Source organism: Novosphingobium pokkalii, assembly GCF_014652855.1.
GTDB classification, from domain to species: domain Bacteria; phylum Pseudomonadota; class Alphaproteobacteria; order Sphingomonadales; family Sphingomonadaceae; genus Novosphingobium; species Novosphingobium pokkalii.
This window is the reverse complement of record NZ_BMZP01000004.1, coordinates 34,706-61,192: the sequence shown is the minus strand read 5'-3', so window position 1 is coordinate 61,192 and position 26,487 is coordinate 34,706. Positions and strand designations below refer to the sequence as shown.

The 26,487-nt window shown below is 68.6% G+C and carries 27 protein-coding genes, 1 tRNA gene and 1 riboswitch; of the genes, 22 read left to right on the top strand and 6 right to left on the bottom strand.

Features of this window, described 5'->3' with window-relative positions:
- Positions 1-44 precede the first annotated feature (44 nt).
- From murB to IE191_RS05440, 14 genes are all read left to right on the top strand, one after another.
- Entirely contained in the window at positions 45-932 is an 888-nt protein-coding gene (gene murB, locus IE191_RS05505) for a UDP-N-acetylmuramate dehydrogenase (RefSeq protein ID WP_191323360.1), read from the top strand.
- Positions 929-1,894 (top strand): D-alanine--D-alanine ligase, encoded by a 966-nt coding sequence (locus IE191_RS05500; protein WP_191323359.1) that lies wholly within the window; start codon positions 929-931, stop codon positions 1,892-1,894. The genes murB and IE191_RS05500 overlap by 4 nt, the downstream gene beginning before the upstream one ends.
- 2 nt (positions 1,895-1,896) lie before the next feature.
- Entirely contained in the window at positions 1,897-2,859 is a 963-nt protein-coding gene (locus IE191_RS05495) for a cell division protein FtsQ/DivIB (RefSeq protein ID WP_191323358.1), read from the top strand.
- A gap of 7 nt (positions 2,860-2,866) precedes the next feature.
- Positions 2,867-4,150, top strand: coding sequence for a cell division protein FtsA (gene ftsA, locus IE191_RS05490; protein WP_191323357.1), 1,284 nt, complete (start codon positions 2,867-2,869; stop codon positions 4,148-4,150).
- 203 nt (positions 4,151-4,353) lie between these two features.
- Positions 4,354-5,823 (top strand): cell division protein FtsZ, encoded by a 1,470-nt coding sequence (ftsZ, locus tag IE191_RS05485; protein WP_191323356.1) that lies wholly within the window; start codon positions 4,354-4,356, stop codon positions 5,821-5,823.
- A gap of 124 nt (positions 5,824-5,947) precedes the next feature.
- Entirely contained in the window at positions 5,948-7,939 is a 1,992-nt protein-coding gene (locus IE191_RS05480; RefSeq protein WP_191323355.1) for an SPOR domain-containing protein, read from the top strand.
- Positions 7,940-8,242: 303 nt separating this feature from the next.
- Positions 8,243-8,746 carry a type III secretion system chaperone family protein gene (locus IE191_RS05475; protein ID WP_191323580.1) on the top strand — a complete coding sequence of 168 codons (504 nt, stop codon included), beginning with the start codon at positions 8,243-8,245 and terminating at the stop codon, positions 8,744-8,746.
- Positions 8,747-8,762: 16 nt separating this feature from the next.
- Positions 8,763-9,569, top strand: a complete 807-nt coding sequence (locus IE191_RS05470) for a pyrroline-5-carboxylate reductase family protein (protein WP_191323354.1) — start codon at positions 8,763-8,765, stop codon at positions 9,567-9,569.
- Between the two features lie 135 nt (positions 9,570-9,704).
- Positions 9,705-10,448: a Bax inhibitor-1/YccA family protein gene (locus tag IE191_RS05465; protein WP_191323353.1), complete on the top strand. Its 744-nt coding sequence runs from the start codon at positions 9,705-9,707 to the stop codon at positions 10,446-10,448.
- A gap of 232 nt (positions 10,449-10,680) precedes the next feature.
- The gene (locus IE191_RS05460) at positions 10,681-11,436 is read left to right on the top strand and encodes a hypothetical protein (RefSeq protein WP_191323352.1); all 756 of its coding nucleotides are present in this window, start codon (positions 10,681-10,683) and stop codon (positions 11,434-11,436) included.
- Between the two features lie 258 nt (positions 11,437-11,694).
- Positions 11,695-11,770, top strand: a tRNA-Ala gene (locus IE191_RS05455).
- A 182-nt stretch (positions 11,771-11,952) separates the two neighbouring features.
- On the top strand, positions 11,953-13,008 hold the full coding sequence (gene obgE / locus IE191_RS05450; RefSeq protein ID WP_191323351.1) for a GTPase ObgE: 1,056 nt from the start codon (positions 11,953-11,955) through the stop codon (positions 13,006-13,008).
- A gap of 221 nt (positions 13,009-13,229) precedes the next feature.
- On the top strand, positions 13,230-14,363 hold the full coding sequence (gene proB / locus IE191_RS05445) for a glutamate 5-kinase (protein WP_191323350.1): 1,134 nt from the start codon (positions 13,230-13,232) through the stop codon (positions 14,361-14,363).
- A 25-nt stretch (positions 14,364-14,388) separates the two neighbouring features.
- A complete protein-coding gene (locus IE191_RS05440; protein WP_191323349.1) occupies positions 14,389-15,324 on the top strand; it encodes an NAD-dependent epimerase/dehydratase family protein in 936 nt (311 codons plus the stop codon).
- 12 nt (positions 15,325-15,336) lie between these two features.
- On the opposite strand, the gene IE191_RS05435 is transcribed toward IE191_RS05440, so the two are convergent.
- From IE191_RS05435 to cobA, 6 genes are all read right to left on the bottom strand, one after another.
- Positions 15,337-16,731 carry an MFS transporter gene (locus tag IE191_RS05435; RefSeq protein ID WP_229815126.1) on the bottom strand — a complete coding sequence of 465 codons (1,395 nt, stop codon included), beginning with the start codon at positions 16,729-16,731 and terminating at the stop codon, positions 15,337-15,339.
- A 188-nt stretch (positions 16,732-16,919) separates the two neighbouring features.
- Positions 16,920-17,717, bottom strand: a complete 798-nt coding sequence (locus IE191_RS05430; protein WP_191323348.1) for a phosphoadenylyl-sulfate reductase — start codon at positions 17,715-17,717, stop codon at positions 16,920-16,922.
- Positions 17,718-17,721: 4 nt separating this feature from the next.
- Complete coding sequence (locus IE191_RS05425) at positions 17,722-18,162, bottom strand: DUF934 domain-containing protein (RefSeq protein ID WP_191323347.1); 441 nt, start codon at positions 18,160-18,162, stop codon at positions 17,722-17,724.
- A complete protein-coding gene (locus IE191_RS05420) occupies positions 18,155-19,789 on the bottom strand; it encodes a nitrite/sulfite reductase (protein ID WP_191323346.1) in 1,635 nt (544 codons plus the stop codon). The genes IE191_RS05425 and IE191_RS05420 overlap by 8 nt, the downstream gene beginning before the upstream one ends.
- Positions 19,790-19,791: 2 nt before the next feature.
- Positions 19,792-20,088, bottom strand: coding sequence for a DUF2849 domain-containing protein (locus IE191_RS05415; protein WP_191323578.1), 297 nt, complete (start codon positions 20,086-20,088; stop codon positions 19,792-19,794).
- A gap of 8 nt (positions 20,089-20,096) precedes the next feature.
- On the bottom strand, positions 20,097-20,864 hold the full coding sequence (cobA, locus tag IE191_RS05410) for a uroporphyrinogen-III C-methyltransferase (RefSeq protein WP_191323345.1): 768 nt from the start codon (positions 20,862-20,864) through the stop codon (positions 20,097-20,099).
- A 143-nt stretch (positions 20,865-21,007) separates the two neighbouring features.
- Between cobA and IE191_RS05405 the strand changes: the two genes are divergently transcribed.
- The 8 genes from IE191_RS05405 to IE191_RS05370 all read left to right on the top strand — a co-directional run bounded on the left by IE191_RS05405 (position 21,008) and on the right by IE191_RS05370 (position 26,331).
- Entirely contained in the window at positions 21,008-21,445 is a 438-nt protein-coding gene (locus tag IE191_RS05405; RefSeq protein ID WP_191323344.1) for an EF-hand domain-containing protein, read from the top strand.
- Positions 21,446-21,499: 54 nt separating this feature from the next.
- Entirely contained in the window at positions 21,500-22,057 is a 558-nt protein-coding gene (locus tag IE191_RS05400) for an RNA polymerase sigma factor (protein ID WP_191323343.1), read from the top strand.
- On the top strand, positions 22,050-22,442 hold the full coding sequence (locus IE191_RS05395) for a hypothetical protein (protein WP_191323342.1): 393 nt from the start codon (positions 22,050-22,052) through the stop codon (positions 22,440-22,442). Before IE191_RS05400 ends, IE191_RS05395 begins: the two co-directional genes overlap by 8 nt.
- The gene (locus tag IE191_RS05390) at positions 22,439-22,879 is read left to right on the top strand and encodes a periplasmic heavy metal sensor (protein ID WP_191323341.1); all 441 of its coding nucleotides are present in this window, start codon (positions 22,439-22,441) and stop codon (positions 22,877-22,879) included. Before IE191_RS05395 ends, IE191_RS05390 begins: the two co-directional genes overlap by 4 nt.
- 74 nt (positions 22,880-22,953) lie before the next feature.
- Positions 22,954-24,393, top strand: a complete 1,440-nt coding sequence (locus tag IE191_RS05385; RefSeq protein WP_191323340.1) for a DUF1800 domain-containing protein — start codon at positions 22,954-22,956, stop codon at positions 24,391-24,393.
- Between the two features lie 2 nt (positions 24,394-24,395).
- Positions 24,396-25,541: a DUF1501 domain-containing protein gene (locus tag IE191_RS05380; protein ID WP_191323339.1), complete on the top strand. Its 1,146-nt coding sequence runs from the start codon at positions 24,396-24,398 to the stop codon at positions 25,539-25,541.
- Between the two features lie 99 nt (positions 25,542-25,640).
- Entirely contained in the window at positions 25,641-25,874 is a 234-nt protein-coding gene (locus IE191_RS05375) for a GCG_CRPN prefix-to-repeats domain-containing protein (protein ID WP_191323338.1), read from the top strand.
- A gap of 124 nt (positions 25,875-25,998) precedes the next feature.
- Positions 25,999-26,331: a hypothetical protein gene (locus IE191_RS05370; RefSeq protein ID WP_229815125.1), complete on the top strand. Its 333-nt coding sequence runs from the start codon at positions 25,999-26,001 to the stop codon at positions 26,329-26,331.
- 41 nt (positions 26,332-26,372) lie between these two features.
- Positions 26,373-26,461, top strand: a riboswitch (Fluoride riboswitch).
- The last annotated feature ends 26 nt before the right edge of the window (positions 26,462-26,487 follow it).

Genomic DNA, 26,487 nt, shown 5'->3' with positions numbered 1-26,487 from the left:
AGGCCTCACTCCCCCTCCTCTTCAGAGGAGGGGGCCAGGGGGTGGTGGAAGCCACACCCGACCTGCGCGGCAAACTGACCCCAAACGCCCCGCTCGCCCCGCTGGTGTGGTTCAAGTCCGGCGGCAGCGCCGACTGGCTCTATGAACCCAAGGACGTGGCGGACTTGCAAGCCCTCCTCGCCGCGCTCGATCCGCAGGTGCCGGTCATGGCGCTAGGGCTGGGATCGAACCTCATCGTGCGCGATGGCGGGGTGCCGGGCGTGGTGGTGCGGCTGGGCAAGCCCTTTGCCAAAGTCGCGGCTATCGATGCTGTCACGCTCGATTGCGGGGGCGGGGCTTCGGGCATTCTGGTGTCGTCCACGGCGCGCGATGCGGGCATTGCCGGCCTGGAATTCCTGCGTTCGATCCCCGGCACGGTGGGCGGCTTTGTGCGCATGAACGGCGGCGCCTATGGCCGCGAGGTCAAGGATATCCTGGTCGATTGCGACGTGGTGATCCGCTCGGGCGAGATCGCGCGGCTGTCGCTGGCCGAGCTGGGCTATGCCTATCGCCATTCCGAGCTGACCGATGGCAGCATCGTGGTTGCGGCCCGCTTTCGCGGCGAGCCGGGTGATCCCGAGGCGATCCAGGCGGAGATGGACCGCATTTCCGCCGCGCGCGAGGCGAGCCAGCCGCTGCGCAGCAAGACCGGCGGATCGACGTTCAAGAACCCCGATGGCCACCGGGCCTGGGCGCTGGTCGATGCGGCGGGTTGCCGCGGGCTGACGCTGGGCGGGGCGCAGGTGAGCGAAAAGCACACCAATTTCCTGATCAACACCGGAACCGCTACCAGCGCCGAGATCGAAGCGCTGGGCGAGGAAGTGCGGGCCCGCGTGAAACAGACACAAGGCGTGGAGTTGCAGTGGGAAATCAAGCGGGTAGGCCGGAAATGACAGCATTGCCCCGGCTTCATGTGGCCGTGCTGATGGGCGGCTGGTCGAGCGAGCGGCCGGTTTCGCTGACCAGTGGCGAAGGCGTGGCCAGCGCGCTGGAACAGCGCGGCCATCGCGTGACGCGGATCGACATGGGCCGCGACGTGGCGTTGCGCCTGGCCGAGGCTGCGCCCGACGTGGTGTTCAACGCGCTGCACGGCACGCCCGGCGAGGATGGCACGGTGCAGGGCATGATGGACCTGATGGGCCTGACCTATACCCATTCCGGCCTAGCCACTTCGGTCATCGCGATCGACAAGGAACTGACCAAGCAGGCGCTGGTGCCCCATGGCATTCCCATGCCCGGCGGGCGCGTGGTCAAGACGGCAGAGCTCTATGAGCGCGATCCGCTGGCCCGGCCCTATGTCTTGAAGCCGGTCAACGAAGGGTCGTCTGTCGGCGTGGCGATCGTCACGGCCGAGGGCAACTATGGCGATCCGATCAGCCCGCAGGCGCGCGGGCCGTGGCAGGAGTTCGACGAGCTGCTGGCCGAGCCGTTCATTCGCGGGCGCGAGTTGACCACAGCCGTGCTGGGCGATCGCGCGCTGATGGTCACCGAACTGATCCCCAAGACCGCGTTCTACGATTTCGATGCCAAGTATACCGATGGTCTGACCGAGCACGTCTGCCCGGCCGATGTTCCCGAAGACATCGCGCAGGCGTGCAAGGACATTGCCTTGCGCGCGCACAAGCTGCTGGGCTGCAAGGGAACCAGCCGTTCCGATTTCCGCTGGGATGACGAGCGCGGGGTGGAAGGGCTGTTCCTGCTGGAAGTGAACACCCAGCCGGGGATGACTCCGCTCAGCCTGGTGCCCGAGCAGGCGCGGCATCTGGGCATGGACTATCCCGATCTGGTCGAGGCGATCCTGGCCGAAGCGCTCAAGGATGCCGCCGCGGCCAAGGCGAAGAAGGGGGCCGGCTGACCATGGCGCAGACGATCCGGCGTGGCGGCAAGGGCGTGCGGCGCGTGGCGGCGCAGCGCGGGGCCAAGGCCAAGGTGCAGACGGCGCGCAAGCAGACCGGCTCGGCCATCGGCCATGTCCTGCGCGTACAGCCGTTCAGCGAGGAAACGCTGCACCGGATCCTGCTGACGCTGATTCTCGGCTCGGCTGCCGTGCTGGTGTGGACCGTGGCCAACGTGGCCGGCGTGCCCGCACTGCTGGAAAGCCAGGTGGCCCGCGCCGCCCATGGCGCCGGGTTCGACGTGAAGCGCGTGGAAGTGCGCGGCGTGAAGCGCATGAGCGAGCAGACCATCTATGAAAAGGTGCTGGGCCAGCGCGACCAGGCGATGTCGCGGGTGGACGTGGCGGCCCTGCGCGAAACGCTGCTGACGCTGCCCTGGGTCAAGGACGCGCGCGTTTCACGGCAATTGCCCGATACCCTGGTGGTCGACGTGGTGGAGCGCACGCCCCACGGCGTGCTGCGCAAGGGCGACCAGTTGATGCTGATCGACGAGACCGGTCACGAGCTGGAGCCGGTCACTCCGGCCCGCGCCAAGGGCATGTTCGTGCTGTCGGGCGATGGCGCGGCGGCGCGCGTGCCCGATCTCAACCGCCTGCTCGACGCCGCACCCGCGCTCAAGCCGCAGGTGGCCGAGGCCGAATGGATCGGCAACCGCCGCTGGAACCTGACGTTCAAGACCGGCCAGGTGCTGGCCCTGCCCGAAGGCGAGGACGAGGCGGCCGCCGCACTGCTCGAATTCGCGCGGATGGACGGGGTCAATCGCCTGCTGGGCGGCAAGGTGGCCAGCTTCGACATGCGCGCCAAGGATCGCACCTACCTGCTCGTGCCCGGCCATGCCGACGAATTGGCGGAGGAGCAGCGCGACAAGGCCAATGCGAAAGCCAAGGCCAAGGCGGCGGCCGCCTCATCCAAGGCCAAGGAATAAGCTGCCCGTGGCCGCACCCCGCATCACCAAGGTCTTTGCCGCCGTCAATCTCGGCTCGTTCCGCACGTCGGCGATGATCGCTGGCCTGTCGGAGGCGGGCGAACTCGTCGTGCTCGGATCGGGCCACCGCGCCTCGCAGGGCATCAAGCGCGGCTATGTCGTCGATATGCTCGCTGCCACCCATTCGGTGCGCGACGCGATCGAGCGGGCCGAGAAGATGGCCAATACCTCGGTCACGCAAGTCTTGGTCGGATGCGCCGGGGCAGGGCTGGCCAGCTCCACCGCGCAAGTGGAAGTGGAGATCGGCGGCCGCCGCATCGAGGATGACGATATCCAGCATCTGCTAGTGGCCGCGCGCGACGTGATCCAGCCCGACGGGCGCACCGTGCTCCATGCGCAACCGGCGCACTACACGCTCGATGGCGCGCATGGCGTGCCCAACCCCAAGGGCCTCCACGCCGATCGGCTGGCGGTGGATATCCACGTGATGCTCGCCGATGGCGCGCCGATCCGCAACATTCGCGAGACGGTGGAGAACGCCCACCTCAAGGTCGATGGTGTGGTCGCCGCGCCAGTGGCGGCGGGCCTTGCCTGCCTCACTCCCGAAGAGCGCGACCTGGGCGTGGCGCTGGTCGATTTCGGCGCGGAAGTAACCACGGTTTCGGTCCATGCCGGGGGCATGCTGCTGGGTATGCAGGTGCTGCCGTTCGGATCGGGCGACATTACCGATGCGGTCGCTTCGGCCTTCGGCATCCGCCGCTATCAGGCCGAGCGGCTCAAGTGCATGTCGGGCTCGGCCATTGCGAGTCCTGCCGACCATCGCGAGATGATTCCGGTCAACGCGCCGGGCGATCCGGAAGGCGCCGGGCCGGTGGCGCGCCATGCCGACGACAAGAACCGCATCCCGCGCGCCGAGCTAATCTCGGTGATCACCCAGCAGCTTGGCCATTTCACCGACGAGCTGGGGCGTTGCCTCAAGGCCATGGGCTTTACCGGCACGCGCGGGCAGCAGGTGGTGCTGACCGGGGGCGGGGCGCAACTGCCGGGCCTGGCCGACTATGCCCAGTCCGCGCTGGGGCGCCCGGTGCGGATCGGGGCGCCGCCCGCCATGCTCGGCCTGCCGCAGGGGCATGCCACGCCCAGTTCCTCCACGCTTGTCGGGCTGGTACTCCATGCCGCGTCCGATCCGATCGACATCCGCAAGCTGACCATGGCCGCGCAGGCGCCGGGCGCAACCACGCTGTGGGGCATGGGGCGGCGGATCGCCCGCGCGCTCAAGGAGTATTTTTAACGGTTATGGCGCCAATTCCGGCCTTTCGTCGCAAGAAGAAACCGGATCGGCGGATTTCCGCCATAAACAGGCCTTCGATCTTGTGGAAAAGCCCGGATCGCCTTTGATTCGATGAAACGTTCCGTGCCAATGCTGGAAAATCCACCTTTCGGCCACTTCGGCCCTCGATCCATCCATTGCCCGACCCGAAAAGGGAGACCGACATGAGCATCAACATCGGACCGCCGGCCATCGACGAGCTTCGGCCCCGTATCACGGTGATCGGGGTGGGCGGCGCAGGCGGCAACGCCATCGCCAACATGATCGGCGCTGGCATCGAAGGCGTCGATTTCGTCGTCTGCAACACCGATGCGCAGGCGCTCAACAATTCGATCGCGGAAAACCGCATCCAGCTTGGGCCGGCGATCACGCAGGGCCTGGGCGCGGGCGCCCGCCCCGAAGTGGGCCGCGCTGCGGCGGAAGAAACCCTGCCCGAGCTTGAGCGTGTGCTTGATGGCGTGCACATGGTGTTCATCGCCGCCGGCATGGGCGGCGGCACCGGCACCGGCGCCGCGCCGGTGATTGCCGAAGCCGCGCGCCGCAAGGGCGTGCTGACGGTGGGCGTGGTGAGCAAGCCGTTCCTGTTCGAAGGCACGCGCCGCATGCGCTCGGCCGAAGCGGGTATCGAGGAGCTGCAAAAGCACGTCGATACGCTGATCGTCATTCCCAACCAGAACCTGTTCCTGGTGGCCAAGGCGGAAACGACGTTCAAGGAAGCGTTCCAGCTTGCCGACGAAGTGCTCCAGCAGGGCGTGCGCTCGATCACCGACCTGATGATCATGCCCGGCCTGATCAACCTCGACTTTGCCGACGTGCGCTCGGTGATGGGCGAGATGGGCAAGGCGATGATGGGCACCGGGGAAGGCGAAGGCCCCAACCGCGCGCTGGAAGCGGCCGAACGCGCCATTGCCAACCCGCTGCTCGATGGCGTGTCGATGCAGGGCGCCAAGGGCGTGATCATCTCGATCATCGGCGGCGACGACATGAAGCTGCTGGAAGTGGACGAAGCCGCCAACCACATCCGCGAGCTGGTCGATCCCAACGCCAACATCATCTGGGGTTCGGCGTTTAATCCCGATCTCAATGGCAAGATCCGCGTGTCGGTGGTGGCCACCGGCATCGAACAGAGCGTGGAACAGGCCGAGCAGGCAGCGCGCCCGGTGAACCTGCCTGGCGCTGCCCGTGGCCCGGCATTCACGCCTGCTGCCACGCCGCGCCCGGCGATTGCCACGCCGACCGCCGCGCCGGTCACGCCGCCGCCGGCTGCCGTGACGCCGCCTCCGGCCGCGCCCGCTCCGGCCGCTCCTCCGGCTCAGGCCTGGGCGCCCCAGCCCGAAGCCGCGCCGCCGGCTGACGATCCCCTGGACCTGACGTTCGACCTCGGCGCCGATCCGGCGCAGGACTATACCATCGATCCCGCACCGGCCGCGCCCACCCCGCGCCTCGGCCTTGGTGCTGGCGCCGAGCCGGAGCGCCCGGCGCCGCGCGTCGGCGGTGGGGCTGGTGGCAGCACCCTGTTCGAGCGCATGGCCAATCTTTCGCGCGGGGCGGCCCGCACGGAAGACGCGGAGGAAGGCGAGGATTCGGCTTCGCTGAGCATTCCGCGCTTCCTGGGTCGCCAGAACAACCAGTGATCCGTGCCGGCGGTTGCCGTGCGCAGCCGCCGGACCCATGCTAGCTTCAGGCCGTCACTTTCTCCCTTGAAAGTGGCGGCTTGTTGTTTTGGCTTCACACGCAATCGGCTAAGGCGGCGCCACGATGACATTCCACCCCCTCTCCGCTCGCCCGTTCCTGTCTCTGGGTTTTTCCTCCGGCCGCGTTGTCCGGGGGGCATCCGCCCGGTCCGCCCTGGCCGTGGCGCTGCTGATCGGTGCGCCGGCGCCGCTGTTGGCGCAGGATCTCTCGCAGATGCCACAGCAATCGGTGCTGGATACGCCCGGCAGCCGCCCGTCGCGCCCTGTCGTACGGCCGGTTTACCCGCAGCAGGCGCCCAGCGCCGCGCCGGTGCCGATGGTGTCCAACCCCGTGGTCCAGGCGGTGCCCAGCGTCTCGCGCCCGGTGGTGCAGCCGCTGCCTGCTGGTGATGGCAAGACGCTCGATGCCGCCCTGGCCCGCCTGGCGCGCGATCCGCGCAACCCCGATGCGCTGCTCGATGCGGGCAACGCGGCGATGGAACTGGGCGATGTCGACGCAGCGCTCGGCTTCCTGCGCCGTGCGGACGAGGTTTCGCCGGGCAATGGCCGGATCAAGGCGCAGATCGGCAAGGCCATGCTGCGCCACAACGACCCGCTCGCGGCGATTCGTGCGTTCGACGATGCCGAGCGGGCCGGGGCCGATACGGCGGCGATGGCCGGTGATCGCGGCCTGGCCCACGATCTGGTGGGCGATAACGCCATGGCGCAGCGCTATTACCAACAGGCCCTGGCCCGCGCGCCCGATGCGGAAGTGACGCGCCGCCTGGCGCTGAGCCTGGCGATCGGCGGGGATCGCGCGGCGGCCGAAAAGGTGCTGGCGCCGCAGATCGCGCAGTCCGATCGGGCGGCCTGGCGCGTGCGCACCTTCATTCTGGCGATTGCCGGCCAGCCCGATGAAGCCGTGGCCGTGGCCAATTCCTCCATGCCGCCGCAGCTTGCCGCCGGGATTGCGCCCTATCTGCGCTATCTGACGCGGTTGACCCCGGCGCAGCAGGCGGCAGCGGCGAATTTCGGCCGCTTCCCGCGCGCCGCCGACATCGGTCGCGACGATCCGCAGATCGTGCAATATGCGCTCAGCCATCCGCGCCCGGCGCCCGTCGTGCTGGCCCAGGCCGCATCGGCACCCGCCACGCCGCAACCTGCACCGCGCCGGGATCGCCGGGGGCGGCTGATCCCGACACCGACGCCCGCCGCAGCGGCCACGCCGGCGCCGCAACTGGCACAGGCGACGCCCGCCCCGGCGCTGCCGAGCATCAGCACGACGACGCGCCCGGCCCCGCAGACCGCGCCCCAGGCCGCGCCGGTCCCGGTGCCGACCAGCATGGCGAGCGCCACCCCGACGCCGACCATTGTGCTGCCGCCGGTGCCAGCCGCCAGCACGCCAACGGCCACCGCGCCTGCGCCGGTGCAGACAGCGATGGTGCAGCCGGTGCCCCAGCCGCAACCGCAACCCCAATCATCCACGCCGCAACCAGCGCCAGCGGCGGCACCCGCGCCATCGCCCGATGGCTTTGCCTCGCTGTTTGCCGGGTTCACCGCGCCGGCCGAGGAGCAGCAGCGCCCGACGGTCGCGGTCGATCTCGCCGCAGTCCAGGCGGCCAACGAACGCGCTGCTGCCGAAAAGGCCGCGATCGAGGCGCGTCAGGCGGCGCAGGCCAAGAAGCTGGCCGATGCGCGCAAGGCCGCTGCCGACCGCAAGGCGGCCGCCGAAAAGAAGCTGGCCGATGCCAAGAAGGCCGAGGAAGCGCGCAAGGCCAAGGAAGAGGCCCGGCGCCTTGCCGCCAATCCGGCGCGGACCTGGGTGCAGGTGCTGACCGGCGGCAACCGGGCCAAGATGGGCAAGGAATGGGCAGGGCTTCAGGCCAAGGCACCCGAGCTGCGTGGGCGCAAGGCCTATGTCACGCCGTGGAACCGGGTCTATCGCCTGGTCACCGGGCCGTTCCCCAGCGACGCCGCCGCACAGGAATTCGTGGCCAAGCTCAAGGCCAAGGGCGTGGGCGCCTTCCAGTTCGACAGCCCGGCCGGCCAGGCGATGGACGGCGTTGCGGCGAAGTAGGGGGCGTCAAGCAGGTCAGGCGACAGAATCTCCCCTCCTCTTTGGAGGAGGGGTTGGGGGTGGTGCGAAGTCTTGCATAAGGTATCCACCACCCCCCGACCCCCTCCTCTGAAGAGGAGGGGGAGCAGAGAAGGCTCCCTTGTCCACAGGTTTTGCACTGGCTTGTCGAGTTTTGCCCAAGGCTGGGCTAACGGTCGATTGTCGGCGGCAATTCCCTCCGCGATGGATCGAAGGGAAACCACGGTTGCCGGCAACGGCGCTGGCATTCTCGCCGGCATGGGCACCGTGTGAGGGGGCGTGATGATGCGAACCGGCCACGACGACAGCGACCGCGACGACGCCGCGCCGGTGGACATGCTCGCGTCGCTGTTCGAAGCGCGGGGCTGGCCTTGCGAATTCGTGTCGGACGACGAGATCCATGGCGAAGTGCAAGGTTCCTGGGCAACCTACCAGTTGCGCTGCATCTGGCGGCCCGAGGATCACGTGCTGCAAATCCTGTCCTTGCCCGACATTCGCGTGCCCGATGACAAGAAGGGCGCCATGTTCGAAGTCATGGCCCTGATCAACGAACAGGTCTGGCTGGGCCATTTCGATATCTGGTCCAACGGCAGCGTGCTGCTTTACCGCCACGGCCTGATGCTGGGCGATGATGGCCTGCTCAGCCTGCACCAGGCGCAAGTGGCGATCGAAGCGGCGGTGGACGAATGCGACCGGTTCTATCCCGCATTCCAATTCATCCTGTGGGGTGACAAAAGCCCGGCCGATGCGCTGGCCAGCGCGCTGGTCGATGCCGCCGGCGAAGCCTGATCCGGAGACTGTTTCGATGACCTATTCCTTCCTCCAGTTCGGCTGTGGCAACATGGGCGGCGCGATGCTGACCGGCTGGCTGGCCAGCGGCATTGCTCCAGCGGCCTTCACCGTGGTTGATCCGCATCTGCCGCAGGCACCGGCCGGCGTGCGCCTGCTGCGCACCGCGCCGACCGGGGAAGCTCCGCCGCGCTTTGTCCTGCTGGGCTTCAAGCCGCAGGGCCTGGGCGCCGCGACGCCGGCGATCGCCCCGCTGGTGGGGCCGGGCACGATCGTGCTGTCGATCCTGGCCGGGGTGGACATGGCCACCTTGCGTGCGCGCTTCCCCAATGCAGCCGCAGTGGTGCGGGTCATGCCCAACCTGGCCGCCGCGCTGGGCAAGTCGCCGATCGCGCTGGTGGGTGATGGCGATGCCACGATCAATGCCGAAGTCACGCACCTGATGGCGCCGCTCGGCACCGCCGAATGGCTTTCGGGCGAGGACCAGATGGATCTGGTGACCGCGCTTGCCGGGTCCGGCCCGGCCTTCATCTATCGCGTCATCGATGCGCTGGCGGCCGGGGCGACGGACCTGGGCCTGCCGCGCGAGCAGGCCGATCGCCTCGCGCTGGCCATGGTCGATGGCGCGGCGGCGCTGGCGGCCGCCTCTGAGCATGGCCCGGGTGAACTGGCGCGTCGCGTTGCCAGCCCTGGCGGGACCACGCAAAAGGGGCTCGACGTGCTCGATGCCGACGATCGCCTGGCCAGCCTGATGCGCGATACGCTGCGTGCGGCGCGCGATCGCAGCGCGGAAATGACACAGGAAGCGCGCGCCGCAGGGTAAATGAACCCTGGCTGTGCGCCGCGATTAACACTTTGTCACACGCGCAGGCCGCCGGTTTCGCTTGAAAGCGCGACGGGGAAGGCCGATATTGCCGTCATGGGCGATTGTCGCCCGCAATGGAGAAAGTGCAAGCACATGGCAAACTGGAACGATCCTCGGCCCTCGCAGACGGGCTTCGGTGCGTCTCCGAGCCTGTCGGGCGCCTTTGGTCGCGGCGAGGTGTTCGACGCCGGCCTGCGCCGCTACATGCTTTCGATCTACAACTACATGGCCTCGGGCGTCCTGCTCTCGGGCGTGGTCGCGCTGGTCTTTGCCACCAGCGGCATGGCTGCGGCCGTGTTCGGCACCCCGCTGCGCTGGCTGGTGGCGCTGGCGCCGCTCGCTTTCGTCATGGTCATGAGCTTTGGCATCAACCGCATTTCCACCGGTACGCTCAAGGCGCTGTTCTGGGCGTTCAGCGTGACGATGGGCCTGTCGCTCTCGTCGATCTTCTTCGTCTACACTGGCCCGTCGATCGCGGCCACGTTCTTTGCCACCGCCGGCGCCTTCGCGGGTCTCAGCCTGTTCGGCTATACCACGCGCAAGAGCCTGTCGGGCATGGGCACGTTCCTGATCATGGGGCTGTTCGGCCTGATCATCGCCTCGGTGATCAACCTGTTCCTGGCCTCGCCGGGCCTGGCCTGGGGCATCAGCTTCTTGGGCGTGCTGATCTTCGCCGGTCTCACCGCCTATGACACGCAGCGCCTCAAGGAGCAGTATGCCTATGTCGCGGGCACCGCGATGGCGGAAAAGGTTGTGGTGATGGGCGCGCTGACGCTCTACCTCGATTTCATCAACATGTTCACGATGCTGCTGCAACTCATGGGCGATCGTCGCTGATCGTTCCATTGCCAGCGCTGCGGCGGTTAGGTTAGATTGCGTGCCCGGCAACCTTTTTGGTTGTCGGGCATTTTCCTTTCCGGGAAAGCGGGTTAACACTTTCAGTCAGCTTGCAGCAAGGTTCGGCGCGCCACCAGGACGTGCCGCTTTACGTGATCCGGGGTCTACGATGGTAGGAATGCCGCGCGTGAGCGCCAACAACGATTCAGAACAAGGGCAGGGGGAGAACACCGTGTCGCGCACATATCGCAGCAGAATGGGCGCCTATGCGCTGACGACCACGCTGGGATTGGTCTTGGCCGGTTGCGCGGCCAAGGCTCCGCCACCGCCGCCGCCACCGCCGCCACCCCCACCCAAGGTTGTGATTGTGCCGCCCAAGCCGACGCCGCCCAATGGCGCCAGCGCCAATCTGGTGGTGCCGCCGCTGGCCGCCTCGGGCCTGCGCGAGTCGGTCAATCGCAACATCACCCCGGCGCAGATGGTGTGGAACCTGCGCTCGGCCTACAACGTCGCCGCGCTCAACTGCACCGGCCCGCGCCACGTCGAGCTGATCCCGCTCTATCGCGCCTTCCTCAAGACGCACGGCAAGGCGCTCGACAAGGCCAACCGTGCCGTGGACCAGGAGTTCAAGGCCAAGTTCGGCGCCAAGTTCGTTGCCCCGCGTGAGCAATACATGACCGCCGTCTACAACCATTTCGCGCTGCCCGCGACGATGGGCGAGTTTTGCGACGCGACGATGGCCGTGGCGCGCGACGCCGCCACCGTGCCGCCGGCCGAGCTGGAGGCCTTTGCTGTGCGCAGCCTGCCCAATATCGAGATCGTGTTCGATGCGTTCTATCGCCGCTATGACCAGTATCGCACCGATCTGGCGATCTGGAAGGCGCAATATGGCGATGCGCAGCCGGGCACCAGGCTGGTGATTCCGGCCGTGGCCAGCGAAGGCACCAGTGCCGCCACGCCGCAGCAGCAGGCCACCGGGGCGCTCTAACAGCCCGTTTTGAAAATGCGCCAAGGCGCATTTTCGTTGCGGCACCGGCCCTCTCCCCCACCCGACCTCCCAACGATAGTACCCTATGGGAGGTCGGGTGGGGGAGAGGGCCGGTGCCGTAAATCCGGCAAAGCCGGATTTCCAAACAGTCTAAAAAAAGATCAAATTTGCTCTTGGCGCCGCCATGGCTCTGCGCTAATGGCGGCGCTCCCGAAGCGAGGGACGCCCCGGCGAACCTCACTCGGATGATACTGGAACGGGGCCGTAGCTCAGCTGGGAGAGCGCGTCGTTCGCAATGACGAGGTCAGGGGTTCGATCCCCCTCGGCTCCACCAGTATGAAATAATGAACGGATCGGTTCCATTCTTCCGGTCCCCATGCTCGCCAGCCTGCTGCCAGCCTGAATTCCGACGCGCCTTTCGCCGACGGGCCGGGCGGGGAAGCGGGCCTTGGCGCAATCGGCGTTTGCTGCAAAGGCGCCGGCTGCGCCGTTTCAGGACTGCCGGACGCCAACGCCATGCATTTTCTCGACCAGGCTAAGATCTTCATCCGCTCCGGCCAGGGCGGCCCCGGTGCGGTCAGCTTCCGGCGCGAGAAGTATGTCGAATATGGCGGTCCCGACGGCGGCGATGGCGGCAAGGGCGGCGATATCATCTTCGAGGCGGTGACCGGCCTCAACACCCTGATCGATTTTCGCTATACCCAGCATTTCAAGGCCCAGCGCGGCCATGGTGGCGCCGGCAAGAACCGCACCGGTGCCGGTGGCAACGATCTGGTGATCAAGGTGCCGCTGGGCACGCAGGTGCTGGACGACGAGCGTGAGAACGTCCTGGCCGACCTGACCGAGCCGGGCCAGCGCGTAGTCCTGCTGCGCGGCGGCGACGGCGGGCGCGGCAACCTGTCGTTCAAGTCTTCCACCAACCGCGCGCCGCGCCAGTGCGGGCCGGGCTGGCCGGGCGACGAGATGTATGTCTGGCTGCGCCTCAAGCTTTTGGCCGATGCTGGCCTGGTGGGCCTGCCCAATGCCGGCAAGTCCACTTTCATCAACCAGATCACCAACACCAAGGCCAAGGTGGGCGATTACGCTTTCACCACCACCCGGCCACAACTGGGCGTGGTGCGCCATCGCGCCCGCGAATTCGTGCTGGCCGACATTCCCGGCCTGATCGCGGGCGCGGCCGAAGGCGCGGGGATTGGCGACCGCTTCCTCGGCCATATCGAGCGCTGCCGCGTGCTGATCCACCTGATCGACATCCACGGCACCGACCCGGCCGAAGCGCTGGCCATCGTCGAAGAGGAACTGGCCGCCTATGGTGCCGGGCTGGACGACAAGCCGCGCGTCGTCGCGCTCAACAAGATCGACCTGGTCGATGCCGAACTGGTCCGCGAATTCTCGCGCGAACTGATCGAGGCCGGCGCGGCGCGGGTGTTCCCGATTTCCGGCGCGACCGGCAAGGGCATGGACGATCTGCTCGACGCCGTGCTGGATTACCTGCCCGCCGCAACCGTGACCGAGCGTCCGGACGGCGAAGTGGAAGATGCGGCCGACGCCAAGCCTTGGTCGCCGATTTGATGGCGGCGTAGCGTCGGGCTTTAAACCACCTGTTTCAGGCTCGCACCACCCCCCGACCCCCTCCTCTGAAGAGGAGGGGGGAGGATTTGGTGAGCCCCATCCTCTTTAGAGGAGGGGGGTGGGGGTGGTGCGAACCCCTGCACAACACCGCGCCCAAGCGTGTCACAATTCCTTCAAGCGCCCTTCACGCGCCGGGGCATTTGGCCTAAGCCGCGCCGATCATGCGCATTGCCCAGCTTTCCCATCTCGCCGATCCTGCCCTTTGCCCCCGCCTTGTGATCAAGGTCGGCTCGGCGCTGCTGGTGGGCAAGGATGGGCAGCCGCGCCGCGCATGGCTGACGGCGCTGGTGGCGGAAATCGCGGCCGCGCGCGCAGCGGGCCAGCAGGTGATCGTGGTCTCGTCCGGCGCCATTGCGCTGGGCGCGCGCAAGCTGGGGCTGGCCAAGGGCGGCCGCGGCAGCCTGGCGGATGCGCAGGCCAGCGCTTCGGTCGGGCAGATCGCGCTGGCCGGGCTCTGGGCCGAACTGCTGGCTGGCCACGGCATCACGGCGGCGCAGATCCTGCTGACGCTGGAAGACCTGGAAGACCGCCGTCGCTATCTCAATGTCACGGCCACGCTGGGCCGCCTGTTGGCGGCGGGCGCAGTGCCGGTGATCAATGAAAACGATTCGGTCGCGACTCAGGAAATCCGCTTTGGCGATAACGACCGCCTCGCTGCGCGGGTGGGGCAGGCGGCGGCGGCGCAGGGCGTGCTGCTGCTGTCGGATATCGACGGGCTCTATGATCGCGATCCGCGCCAGGCGGGTGCCGTGCGCATCCCGGTGGTGCAGGGGGTGACTGCGGAAATCCACGCGATGGCCACGGGCGGTTCTTCGTCTGGTCTCGGCTCGGGCGGGATGACGTCCAAGCTTCAGGCGGCCGAGATTGCCGAGATGGCCGGGATGGCCCTGGCGATCATCGACGGGCAGCCCGGCTCGCCCATCGCGACCGCGTTCAATGCCACGCGCGGCACGCTGTTCCTGCCGCGCCGCCGCCACACCGCCCGCAAGGCCTGGCTGGGCGGGCGCCTGCGCATGCGCGGCACGGTGAGCGTGGACGCCGGAGCAGCGGCGGCCCTGGCGCGGGGATCGAGCCTGCTGGCCGCCGGAGTTATCGCCATTTCCGGCGATTTTGCGCGCGGCGATGCCGTCGCCGTGATCGGGCCGGACGGGCAGACGCTGGCGCGCGGGCTGGCCGAATACGACGCGGCCGAGGCGGCGCGTTTGCTGGGCCATCCGTCGTCGGCGCACGAGGCGATCCTGGGCTATGCCCCGCGTTCGGCGCTGATCCACCGGGACCAGATGGTGTTGTTGTGAGCATTGTCGCGGTGGGATGCGGGGCATGATGGCGCTGCGCCAGCGGCCGGGCGAACTGCTCGCGGTGACCGGGGCGACCGGGTTCGTCGGGCAGGCCGTGCTGGACCATGCCGCGCGCGCGGGACTGGAGGTGCGCGCGCTGACGCGGCGGCCGCAACCGGCGCGCGATGGCGTGGAATGGGTGCAGGGCGACCTGCACGATGGCCCTGCGCTCAAGCGCCTGGTGCATCGTGCCGGGGTGGTGCTGCACATTGCCGGCGTGGTCAACGCGCCCGACGAGGCGGGCTTTCAGGCCGGCAACGTGACCGGCACGCTCAACGTGGTCAATGCCGCGCTGGCCGGCGGGGTGGAGCGTTTCATCCACGTGTCCTCGCTTTCGGCGCGCGAGCCGCAGCTTTCGGTCTATGGCGCCAGCAAGCGCAAGGGCGAGATGATCGTGCGCGCGTCCAGCCTGGACTGGACCGTGGTGCGCCCGCCCGCCGTCTATGGCCCGCGCGACACCGAGATGTTCGAGCTGTTCAAGCTGGCGCGCAAGGGGATCGTGCCGCTGCCGCCCGAAGGTCGCGCCTCGATCATCCACGTCGGCGATCTGGCGCGGTTGCTGGTGGCGCTGGTGCCTGGTGGCGAGGACGTGACCAGCCAGACGTTCGAGCCCGACGATGGCACGCCGGGCGGATGGAGCCATACCGATCTTGCTCGCGCCATCGGGCTGGCCATCGGCAAGCGGGTCAAGCCGCTGCCCCTGCCGCGCGGCGTTCTGGAATGGGCGGCCAAGGCCGACCGCTGGGCGCGCAAGGACAAAGCCAAGCTGACGCTCGACCGGGTAGGCTACATGTGCCACCCGGACTGGACGGTGAGCGATGGCGCCCGCCCACCGGCCAGCCTGTGGGAGCCGCAGGTGGAAACCACCCTGGGGCTGCATGCCACGGCGGCCTGGTACAAGGAAGAAGGGTGGCTTTAGGACGCCGTCCTATCAAGCCGCCGTCAACGTCCGCCCGGCTTCGTGCGGCAATTTCAGCGCGCTGATCACGCCGCCCAGCGACAGGACCGCCATGGCGACGAAAGCAAAGCGGTAGTCCGCGCCGGCGCCAGACAGGCCCACGGTGCTGGCAAGGGCTTCGCCGGCGTGGACGCTCATGGCGGCGGCGGTGACGCCGGCGGCGGCGCCGAGTTGCAGGATCGTGTTGAACAGGCCGTTGGCATCGCCCATCGCCGCCTGGTCCACATCGGCAAAGGCGAGCGTGGACAGCGTCGAAAACTGGAGCGAGCGGCCCAGGCCATTGACGAAGAGCAGCGCGGCGACCAGCGGCGCGGGCGAGGTAGGGCCGATCGCGGCGAGCGAGAGCAGCGAGGCGGCGCAGAGCAGCCCGTTGACGATCAGCACGGGGCGATGGCCGAAGCGGCGCAGGATGCGCTCGACCATCGATTTCATCGTGATGTCACCGGCGAACAGGGCGACGACGAACAGCCCCGCATGCACCGCGCCAAAGCCGAAGCCGGCCTGCATCATCAGCGGCAGGAGGAACGGCACGGCGCCGATCGCCATGCGGGTGAGCGTGCCGCCGCTGACCGCCGCGCGGAACGAGGGCGTGGTGAGCGCGCCGAGGTGAAGCAGCGGATTGGGGCTGCGGCGCAAGTGCGCCATGGTTACTGCGAGCACGGCCAGGCCCGCCGCGACTAGGCCCAAGCCCAGCGCATCGATGCGGCGCGCGCTGTGTTCGAAGCCGATCTGGAGCGCGAATACGCCCGCGGCGGTGAGCGCAAAGCCGGTCCAGTCGAACTGACGGCGCGCCCCGCGCACATCGGGGATCAGCCAAAGCGCGGCGGCGAGTGCGAGAATGCCCAGCGGCACGTTGAAATAGAAAATCCAGCGCCATCCAAGATGCTCGGTGATGAACCCGCCCACCGGCGGGCCGACCACGGGCGCGAACAGCGCGGGCCAGATCAGCGCCGAAAGCGTGGCGATCAACTGGTCGCGCGGGGTGTGGCGCATCACCACCAGGCGCCCGACCGGCGTCATCATCGCGCCGCCCACGCCCTGGAGCACGCGCAGGGCGACGAATTCGGGCACGGATTGCGCCTGGCCGCATAGCGCCGAGGCCAGCGTGAAGATGGCAATGGCGGTGACGAAAATGCGACGCGAGCCAAAGCGGTCTGCGAGCCAACTGCTGGCGGGGATCAATACGCCCAGCGCCAGCATATAGGCGGAAATGCCGATGTCGAGCGCCACCGCCGTGGTGCCGAAGGTGCGCGCCATGGACGGCAGCGCGGTGGTCAGGATCGTCCCGTCGAGAATCTCCATGAACAGCGCGCCGGTCACCAGCCACATGATCAGGCGGCGGCGCAGCGGGGTGATCTCTTCGGTCAAGGCTGGGGCTTTCCTGGCAAGCGGGACAGGCCCGCCTTGGCCAAGGCGTCGGTGCGGATCAACCCTGCCGGGGCGATCAAATTTCGGCTGGGACCATAAGAAAGTGAAGGCTTGCGGTTGCGCTGCCCCCCTCCGACGGCCTGCGGCCGCCACCTCCCCCCCGCTGGGCGGGGGGAGGATCGAGCTGCCTAGAACACCGGTTCGTAGCCTGGCGGCAGTTCGCCGCTGTCGCTGTCCGTGCTGCCGGGCACGTGAATGCCGCATTCTGTCTTGTCCCAGCCTTTCCAGCGGCCCGATCGCGGGTCTTCGCCCGGCGCGACCTTGCTGGTGCAGGGGGCGCAGCCGATCGAGGGGTAGCCCTGGTCGACCAGCGGATGGCGGGGCAGGCCGTGGACGGTGAAATAGGCGTCCAGCGCGTCCTTGGTCCAGCTCGCCAGCGGGTTGATCTTGAGGCGGCCGGCCGCGTCGCTGCTGTCGATCTCGAACCGGGGCAGGCCCGCGCGGGTGGCGGACTGGAAACCCTTGCGCCCGGTGATCGAGGCATCGAACCCGGCCATGGCGCGCGCGAGCGGCACGACCTTGCGGATTTCGCAGCAGCCATCGGGATCCCACGACCAGCGCAGGCCGGCTTCGTCCTTCTTGGCGACGACGGCGGCATCGGGTTCGAGCACGATCAGGTTGGTGAGGCCAAGCTGCGCCACCAAGGCATCGCGATAGGCAAGCGTTTCGGGGAAGTGCTTGTGCGTATCGAGGAACAGCACCGCCGTGGCCGGATCGACTTGCGCGACGAGGTGCAGCAGCACCGCGCTTTCCGCGCCGAAGCTGGAGACCACGGCCACCCGGCCGGCAAGCCCTTCACCCAGCACCGCGGCCAGCATCTCTTGCGTGCTGGCATCGGCAAAGCGCGCATTGAGCGCGGCGACTTCGGCCGCAGTGAAGCGCGGGCCAAGGTCGAGAGTGTCGGGCGTGCGGGCAGGGCTGGCCATGGGCTCAGGCGTCCTTGGTGCCGTGGCGCGCGGCCCAGATCGGGCGGCGGCCATCGACCGTCTGCTGATAGACTTCGGGCCAGGTGGCAAAGGCCGCCTCTGCCGCTTCGGCGCTGATCGGCTTGTCGGGCGCGAACGAATCGAACCCGCAGCGGCGCATGTGCGAAAGCTGATCGAGCAGCACATCGCCCACGGCGCGCAGTTCGCCGGTATAGCCGCGCTCGCGCAAGGAACGGGCGGCCGAATAGCCGCGCCCATCGGCAAACGAAGGGAAATTCACCTCGATCAGGGCAAGGCGATCGAGGTAGGGCAGCAGGGCCAGGGCATCGTCACCCGGCTCGATCCGCACCGCCGTGGCATTGCCCTGCGCGGCGAAGGCATCCACGGTAACGGCCGGATCGGCCACCGGCTCATCGGTGCGATAGCGCAGCACGGTCTCAACCATAGATCGCCTCCTTGAACGGGACCATGCCGATGCGGCGATAGGTATCGAGGAAGCGTTCCGCCCCCTCGCGGCGGGCGAGGTAGACGTCGGTCACCTTTTCGATGGCATCGACAACGCCGTCTTCCGAGAACCCCGGCCCGGTGATGGTGCCCAGCGAGGTATCGGCGCTTTCGGCGCCGCCGAGCAGGAGCTGGTAGTTTTCCACGCCCTTGCGATCGACGCCGAGGATGCCGATGTGGCCGGCGTGGTGATGCCCGCAGGCGTTGATGCAGCCCGAAATCTTGAGCTTCAGTTCGCCAAGCTCGCGCTGGCGGCCGACATCGGCAAAGCGCTCGGTGATCTTCTGCGCCAGGGGAATCGAGCGGGCATTGGCCAGCGCGCAGTAATCCAGGCCCGGGCAGGCGATGATGTCGGTGATCAGGTCGAGGTTGGGCGTGGCGAGACCGGCGGCGTCGAGCGCCTGCCACACCCGGTAGAGATCGGCCTTCTTCACATGCGGCAGCACGATGTTCTGCGCATGGCTGACGCGCAGTTCATCCAGGCTGTGGTCACGCGCCAGGTCGGCCATCAGGCGGATCTGGTCAGCGGTCGCATCGCCGGGAATGCCGCCGGTGGGCTTGAGGCTGATGGTGACGATGGCATAGCCCGGCTGCTTGTGGGCGTGGACGTTCTGATCCACCCACAGTGCGAAATCGGGGTCGCTGCGGTCCAGGTCATCGCTCAGGCCGGTTTCCAGGCCCGGATCGGCGAACATCGCCTTGATGCGGTCGAGCTCGGCTGGCGGCGGTTCCAGGCCCAGGGTGAGGATATGAGCGAATTCTTCCTGCACCTGGCGGCTGTATTCCGCCACGCCGATTTCGTGGACGAGGATCTTGATCCGCGCCTTGTACTTGTTGTCGCGGCGGCCATGGCGGTTGTAGACGCGCAGGGCGGCTTCGAGGAAGCTGATCATCTGCAACGCGGGCACGAATTCGGCGATGCACGGCGCGATCATCGGGGTGCGGCCCATGCCGCCGCCGGCAAAGAACTTGCAGCCGATTTCGCCCGCTTCGTTCTTCACGATCTGGATGCCGATGTCGTGCAGGCGCATGGCCGCGCGGTCGGTCTCGCTGGCGATGATCGCCACCTTGAACTTGCGCGGCAGGTAATCGAATTCCGGGTGGAACGTGGACCACTGGCGCAGCAGTTCGGCATAGGGGCGCGGATCGGCCACTTCATCGGCGGCGGCGCCGGCGAAGTGATCGGCCGTGGTGTTGCGGATGCAGTTGCCGCTGGTCTGGATCGCGTGGAGCTGCACCTTGGCGAGATCGGCAAGGATATCGGGCGCATCGGCCAGCTTGATCCAGTTGTACTGGATGTTCTGGCGCGTGGTGAAGTGGCCATAGCCACGGTCATACTTGTCCGCGATATCGCCCAGCACCCGCATCTGCGCGGAATTGAGCGTGCCATAGGGCACTGCCACGCGCAGCATGTAGGCGTGAAGCTGGAGATAGAGCCCGTTCTTGAGGCGCAGCGGCTTGAACTGGTCTTCGGTCAGTTCGCCCGAAAGGCGCCGGGCAACCTGGCCGCGAAATTCGGCGACGCGCGCATCGACCATCGCCTGGTCGTGTTGATCGTATTGATACATGGTCAGATTACCCAGTTACCGGCCTGCGGATCGGCCGGCTTGAGCGAAAGATCGAGGCGCACGGTGGGGCCGAGCGCGCGGATGCGGTCCTTGATGTGCGCCGGGCGCACGGTGCCATCGGCGGCAAAGGCATCGATCACGTGGGTGTCGGTCACCACCTGGCGGGCATTCTCGCGCGCGATGATCGCATCGGCGTCGTGATCCACCGCCACGGCATTGTCGACATGGCGCGACCAGCCTTCGCCGGTCCACCAGATCACGTCGCCGGTGCGCAGATCGTTGCCGGTGATGATCTTGATCTTCGCGCTCATCGGGCTGCCTCCACAACCGCTTGCAGTTCCATGCTGTCTCCCCGCGCGGTCACTTCGCCGATGACGATCAGTGCCGGGCTCTTGATGCGTTCGCGGGCCACCATGTCGGACAGGCCCGCCAGCGCGCCCCTTACCACGCGCATCTGCGGGCGCGAGGCATTTTCGATCACCGCGACCGGCATGGTCGGCGCCAGGCCATCGGCCATCAGCTTTTCCGCGATGGCGGCGGCCGTGGCCACGCCCATGTAGATCACCAGGGTGCGGCCAACACCGGCGAGGCCCGCCCAGTTCTGATCCGACAGGCCCTTGCACTGCCCGGCGACGAACGAGACGATCGAGGCGTTCTCGCGATGGGTCAGCGGGATCTGCGCCGCCGCCGATGCGCCCAGCGCGGCGCTGACGCCCGGAACCACTTCCACCGGCACGCCGGCCGCGCGGCAGGCCTCGGCCTCTTCGCCGCCGCGCCCGAAAATGAACGGATCGCCGCCCTTGAGGCGGACGACATCATGCCCGGCCAACGCCTCGCGCACCAGCAGGGCGTTGATTGCGTCCTGCGGCATGGTGTGGCGGGCGCGGCTCTTGGCCACCGAAATGAAGCGCGCGCCGCGCGGGACCATGGCCAGCACGGCCGGATCGACCAGCCCGTCGTGCACCACGAGCCGGGCCTTCATCAGCAGGCGGGCGGCGCGCAGCGTGAGCAGATCGGGATCGCCGGGGCCGGCGCCGACCAGAAACACGGTTCCGGGATGGGGGGCATGAGTCATGATGGCGCATGTGGGCGTGCCGGCGCCAAGGTGCCAGCGAGAATGGATTGGGCATGAAACAGGGGAACTTTAGCGGGGCTTGCGAGACCAGCGACGGAAACCGCGTCAGCATGCGTTCAAGCGCGCAGTTCGATGGAGGTCTCATGCAAAAGTTCGCCCCCGCATATCTGCTTTTCGCCCTGGCCGTGGGCTTGCCCGCGTTTGCCCAGACCCCCGCTCCACAAGCGCCGATGATGAACGGGCAGGGCGTGACCCGCGATGCCTTTGTTGCGCGCAGCCTGGGGCGGATCATGGCCGCCGATACCGATGGCGACGGCCGCGTCAGCAAGGCGGAATTCACTGCCGCGATGGCCGGGCGGGGCAACCCCGATCGCCAGTTCGCGCGGATGGACACCAATGGCGATGGGTATCTCGACAAGGCGGAAATCACTGCCGCGCTGACCGCGCGGTTCAATCGCATGGATGCCAACGGCGACGGCGTGCTGTCGCCCGATGAGCGCAAGTGGCCCGGTGAAGGCGGCCGTGGCGCTGGCGGCGGAATGGATGGCCAGGGCATGAAAGGCGGGCAAGACCCGTCTTGAGGCTGATGCCGGCATGCGCCCTCCTTTCCCGACAGTGGCCGGCGAGGTTCTCGCTTGAGCGAGGCCGATCCCGACGCGGCGTTGCTGGCGCGCATGGCGCAGGGCGAGGAAGGGGCCGTGCGCCAGTTCGTGGGGGCCAAGCTGCCCCGCCTGCTGGCGCTGGCCAGCCGCCTGCTGCGCGACCGGGCCGAGGCGGAGGACGTGGCGCAGGAAGTCTTCGTGCGCGCCTGGCGCCAGGCCGGGCGCTGGCGCAGCGGCCAGGCGCGGTTCGACACCTGGCTGCACCTGGTCACGTTGAACCTGTGCCGCGACCGGTTGCGGCGGCGGCGCGGGGTGGTGATGGCCGATCCGCCCGAGCAGGCGGACACAGCGCCGCTGGCCGATGCCGCGCTGGCTGCCCAGGCGCAGGCGCGCGCAGTGGCCGCGGCGGTAGCGGCACTGCCCGAGCGGCAGCGCGAAGCCATCGTGCTGGTGCACTATCAGGAACTGGGCAATATCGAGGCGGCCGCCGTGCTGGGGGTGAGCGTGGAGGCCCTGGAAAGCCTGCTGGCGCGCGGGCGCCGCGCCTTGCGCCAGCGCTTTGCACAAGAGGAAGGGGCCGATCATGACTGAACCGATGAGCCGCGAGCGGTTTGACGCGCTGGCGCAGGCCTATGGCGGGATCGAACGCTGGCCGGCGCCTGAGCGCGCCGCCGGCTGGCATCTGGCCGCCGCCGATCCCGCCTGCGCCCGCGCCTTGGCCGAGGCCGAGGCACTGGACTTGCGGCTGGATGCCTGGACCGTTCCGCCGCCGACCCCGGCGATGCGCCAGCGGTTGGTGGCGGCACGGCGGCGCGGGTGGATCGTGCGCGCGCGGCTGTGGTGGTCTGCGATCGGCGTGGGCACGGTGCTGGCCGGCGCGGTGGCCGGCCTGGGCGCGGCCGTGGCGCTGGGGCCGGAGCGCGTGGGGCCGGGCCTGGACGCCAGCGTGTTTGAAAGCGCAGGGGAAGAAGGATGACGGCTTCGCGGCGCCTGCGCCTGGTCTGCGCGGGTTCGATCCTTCTCAACGTGTTCCTGGTGGCGGGAGGCGGCGCCGCGTGGTGGAGCATGCACGCGCGCGGCAATTCGCCGATCGGCATGGGCGCGCTGCGCGTGCCGGGGGCGGACCTGGCGCCCGCGCAGCGGCACGGGCTGCGCCAGGTGGTGCGCCAGGCGCGCAACGACGTGCGCCCGCAACTGGACGCCAACCGTGCGCTGCGTCACCAGATCGCCGCGCTGCTGCGCGCGCCGACCGTGGACCAGCCGGCCTTGCTGGCGCAACTGGAGCAATTGCGCAGCGGCGATGCCGCCGTGCGTGCCCATGTCGAAGCGCAAGTGGTGCCTTACGTCGCAGGCCTGCCGCTGGCCGACCGCGCCCGCATGGCTGACCGGCTGGAGCCCCGCCAGCACAAGTAAGCGTGCAGATGCGCGCGACGGAAGCGCGGCCATGCTGCGTTCAAGGCGGTGACGCATTACACAGGGCTCTGCACATGCCACCAGAACACAGGCCGCCAGAACAATCGCTTTCCCCAGCGGCCATCGCGCTCAACCGGTTCGGCCTTGGCGCGAGGCCTGACGACGCCGCCGATCCGTCGTTCGGCGATCCGCATGCTTGGCTGGCCAGCCAGTTCGACCGCTTTGACGTGACGCCGCCCGCCTGGGCCGCGCTGGCCGACGCCCGCGCGCTGCTCGCCGGATACCAGGAACAGCAGCGGGCGCTGCGCCAGGCACGGGCGCAAGCCGCGCAGCCGGGCAAGGCTGAACGCACGCCCGAGCAGAAGGCCGCGCGCCGCGATCTGGGCGAGGATATCCACGCGCTCTATCGCCAGGCGGTTCAGGCGCGGGCGCAGAGCGCGCTGGAAACCCAGGCGCCGTTCGTGGAGCGGCTGGTCCATTTCTGGGCCAACCACTTCTGCGTTTCGGTCGACAACCTGCCCGTAACCGCGCTGGCCGGCGCGTTCGAGCGCGATGCCATTCGCCCCCATGTGCTGGGCAAGTTCGAGGATATGCTGCTGGCGGTGGAACACCATCCGGCCATGCTGCTCTATCTCAACCAGAACCAGTCGATCGGGCCGAACAGCCCGGCCGCCCTGCGCGCGAGGGCCAAGCCGGGCGGCGGCGGACAGCGCGGGCTGAACGAGAACCTGGCGCGCGAGATCATGGAACTGCACACGCTGGGCGTGCGCAGCGGCTATAGCCAGGCGGACGTGACCGAGTTTGCCCGCGCGCTGACCGGGTGGACGGTGGGCGGCATCAACGACGATGCCCCCGGCGACTTCGCGTTTCACGCCCCGCAGCACGAGCCGGGCGCGCGCACGATCCGGGGCAAGACCTATGACCAGCCGGGCGTGGAGCAGGCACGCGCGGTGTTGACCGACCTGGCGCGCGCACCGGCCACGGCCACCCATGTGGCGACCAAGCTGGCGCGCCACTTCGCCGGAGACGTGCCGCCGCCCGCGCTGGTGGACCGCCTGGCCGAGGCCTTCAACCATAGCCGGGGTGACCTGCCCACGGTCTATCGCGCGCTGGTGGCGAGCCCCGAACCGTGGGTGGCGCGGCCGATCAAGGCCAAGACGCCGTGGGAGTGGACGATTTCGTCGCTGCGCGCGCTGGGCCTGGCCGAGATCGGCACGATGCAGGTGGCCACGATCGAGCAGCAACTGGGCCAGCCGGTGTGGAAGCCCGGCTCCCCCGCCGGGTGGGACGATGTCGCGGCAAGCTGGATCGCGCCCGATGCCCTGCTGCGCCGGGTGGAATTCGCCCAGCGCCTGGCCGGGCCGCGCGCGGCGCAGATCGATGCGCGCCAGCGGGCGCCGCAAGTGCTGCCCGCCGCGTTGTCCAGCGCCACGGCGCAAGAGATTGCCCATGCCGAAAGCCCGGCCAGCGCGCTGGCGCTGCTGCTGGTTTCGCCCGATTTCCTGCGGAGGTAAGCATGTTTCATCGCCGAAGCTTTCTGCATCTTGCCGGCGGCGCCGCTGGCTCCCTGCTGGTGGCGCCGGGGCTGGTCCTGGCGGCGGCCGAGACCGAGCGGCGCTTTGTCTTCGTGATCCAGCGCGGAGCGGCGGACGGGCTCAACATCGTGGTGCCCTATGCCGACCCCGGCTATGCCCGGCTGCGCGGCGCGCTGGCGGTCGATCCGGCCGCCGCGACGCGGCTGGACGGCATGTTTGCGCTGCATCCCGCGCTCAAGGAAACCGCCGCGATGTATGCGCGTGGGCAGGCGCTGTTCGTGCATGCGGTGGCGTCCCCCTATCGCGACCGGTCGCATTTCGACGGGCAGAACGTGCTGGAGACGGGTGGCAGCCAACCCTACCAGGCGCGCGACGGCTGGCTCAACCGCCTGGTGGCGATGCTGCCGCGCGGTGGCGATGCGGCGATCGCGATTGCGCCGACGGTGCCGCCGGCACTGCGCGGCCCGGTGCAGGTGGCATCCTACGCGCCATCAGGCCTGCCCGATCCGGCCGATGATCTGCTGACGCGGGTGGGCACGCTCTATGGTGCGGACAGCCAGTTGCGCGGGGCGTGGAACGCCGCGCTCGATGCGCGCAAGCTGGCGCAGGGCAGTGGCGCCAAGCAGGATCCGGCTGCGCTGGGCAAGCTGACCGCCACGTTCCTGACCAAGCCGCACGGGCCGCGCATCGCCATGCTCGAAACCGAAGGGTGGGACACTCACAGCGGGCAGGACGGGCGGTTGGCCACGCAATTGCGCGCGCTCGATACGCTGCTGGCGGCGCTGCGCGACGGAATGGGGCCAGCCTGGGCGCAGACCACCGTACTGGTCGCCACCGAATTCGGCCGCACCGCTGCGGCCAACGGCACCGGGGGCACCGACCATGGCACGGGCTCGGTCGCCTGGGTGCTGGGCGGCGCGGTGAAAGGCGGGCGCGTGGTGGCCGATTGGCCGGGGCTGGACCCTGCGCAGCTTTACGAAGGGCGCGATCTGGCGCCGACGACCCAGCTCGATGCCCTGCTGGCGGGCGTGGCCGGGGAAAGCCTGGGGCTCGATCCGGCGCTGGTGGCGCGGCGGCTGTTTCCGCTCGCCGGGCCGCCCAAGCCGATCACCGGATTGATCGTATAGATTCTGCGACGAACCGAAAGACGGAATGGGCGCGTGCTATCGTTCAAGTCACGTCAGGCCGGAAATAAGAGCCTGCATGAACAAGCACAAGAGGTCGACATGAAGAAGATCCTGCTTTGCGTGGCGCTTGCCACGGCTTCCCTGGTAACGGCCGCGCCGGCCATGGCGCGGGATGGCTGCGGTGCTGGCTGGTATCGCGCCTGGAATGGCAGCTGCTATCCCATGGGCCGTACTGTGGTGGTGGAACGGCCGGCGTGGGGCTATTACCACGGCTGGCATGGCTATTGGGGCCACCCCCACTACTGGCACCATGGCTGGGGCCACCGTTGGTAAAGCGGTGGGCACGGCACCGGTCGGACACCGACTGCGGTTGATCGAACGGCCGATGTGGTGATCCGGGAAGGCGGGCAGGGTGGCAGACCCACGGCCCGCCTTTTCGCATGAGGAAACCGCTTTAATGCCTGATATTCGCCGTGCTCTCCCCTTGGCCCTTAGTCTGGCGACGATCGGAGCGCTGGCGGGATGCCATCGCGACACGCCGCGCGAGGCGACGGCCGATGGCACGGCCATTGGCGGCGATTACCGGCTGGAGGGCAAGCGCAGCTTTCGCGGCATGATCGGCGGCAATGCCACGGTGGCAGCGGGTGCGGACGTGACCATCACCGGCATGATCGGGGGAGACCTGATCGTGGAGCAGGGCGCACGCGTGCGCATGAAAGGCATGGTCGGCGGCCGCATCATCAACAACGGCGGCCAGGTCGATGTGCGGGGCGCCGTGGCTAACCCCTGAAGGCACGCAATCTTGACGCCGCCGGCGCGCCACGGCATAGGCGCACCCAAGGCGATGGATTTCCGCCGGGCCTTTGGCCGAACCGCCCGCAACGCTTCACCGCGCCAGGGCTGATGATTCCTGCCTGAAACCGGCAGTGCCCCCAGCGGGCGCCTG